Source organism: Lactobacillus sp. HMSC08B12 (assembly GCF_001808415.1).
Taxonomy (GTDB): Bacteria; Bacillota; Bacilli; order Lactobacillales; family Lactobacillaceae; genus Lactobacillus; species Lactobacillus delbrueckii.
Genome location: NZ_KV793113.1, coordinates 1 through 653, shown reverse-complemented (window position 1 = coordinate 653; position 653 = coordinate 1). Strand labels below are relative to the sequence as shown.

At 45.8% G+C, this 653-nt stretch carries 1 protein-coding gene and 1 pseudogene; both read left to right on the top strand.

Going from position 1 to position 653, the window contains the following annotated elements:
* Nucleotides 1–202: pseudogene (locus HMPREF3168_RS01590) on the top strand (hypothetical protein); the annotation flags it as partial.
* Between the two features lie 14 nt (nucleotides 203–216).
* Nucleotides 217–357, top strand: coding sequence for a hypothetical protein (locus HMPREF3168_RS10255; protein WP_003614385.1), 141 nt, complete (start codon nucleotides 217–219; stop codon nucleotides 355–357).
* Nucleotides 358–653: the final 296 nt, after the last annotated feature.

The window sequence follows — 653 nt, the reverse complement described above, 5'->3', positions numbered from 1 at the left end:
AATAGCATTGGATATGTTTTTGAATTCGGTCAAGGAGGAGTTTACGGACTTTGTTGAGTCAGCGGTTGATGAAGAACGCTTTAGGGGCGACTGCCAGATTTTGACGGCAGATGCCCGGACCCTGCGCGTCTTCTGCGACATAAAGTATTCTGTCAACCAGCGCTATGGCGCCTTGGTTTACATCAGTTTTGTCCTTAATTAACGGAGGCAGAAAAAATGGCTGAAGAAGAAAAGAAGTTGAACATCACTAACCTGCAGATTCTGGGCCAGGACGACAGCCCTCTTTTTCAAGGCGCGGGCAGCGAGGGCAAAAGCGTGACCTATCCCAAGAAGTTTGCCAACCACCCGGGCTTTTAAACTGTCAATTGCGGACTGCTTGGCTGACATGGAAAAGTACGTTTTCCCGGAAGTAAATAAAGACTAAAAAAGGCTCTGCCATCGTGCTTGATAACAGAGCCTTTATTTTTGCTCAAATTAATTACTTAGCTGAGCTAGTTGAAGATGCTGAAGTTGACTTTGCGCTAGCCTTCTTAGCAGTCTTAGCTGCCTTCTTGGTGTTCTTAGCAGCCTTCTTAGTTGACTTCTTAGTAGTCTTAGCTACCTTCTTGGCAGCCTTCTTAGTGTTCTTGGTTGCCTTCTTTGCAGCCTTCTTA

What these genes read in the sequence shown, in the direction of transcription:
- HMPREF3168_RS10255 (WP_003614385.1), top strand. Translation starts at nt 217, where the DNA reads ATGGCTGAAGAAGAAAAGAAGTTGAACATCACTAACCTGCAGATTCTG.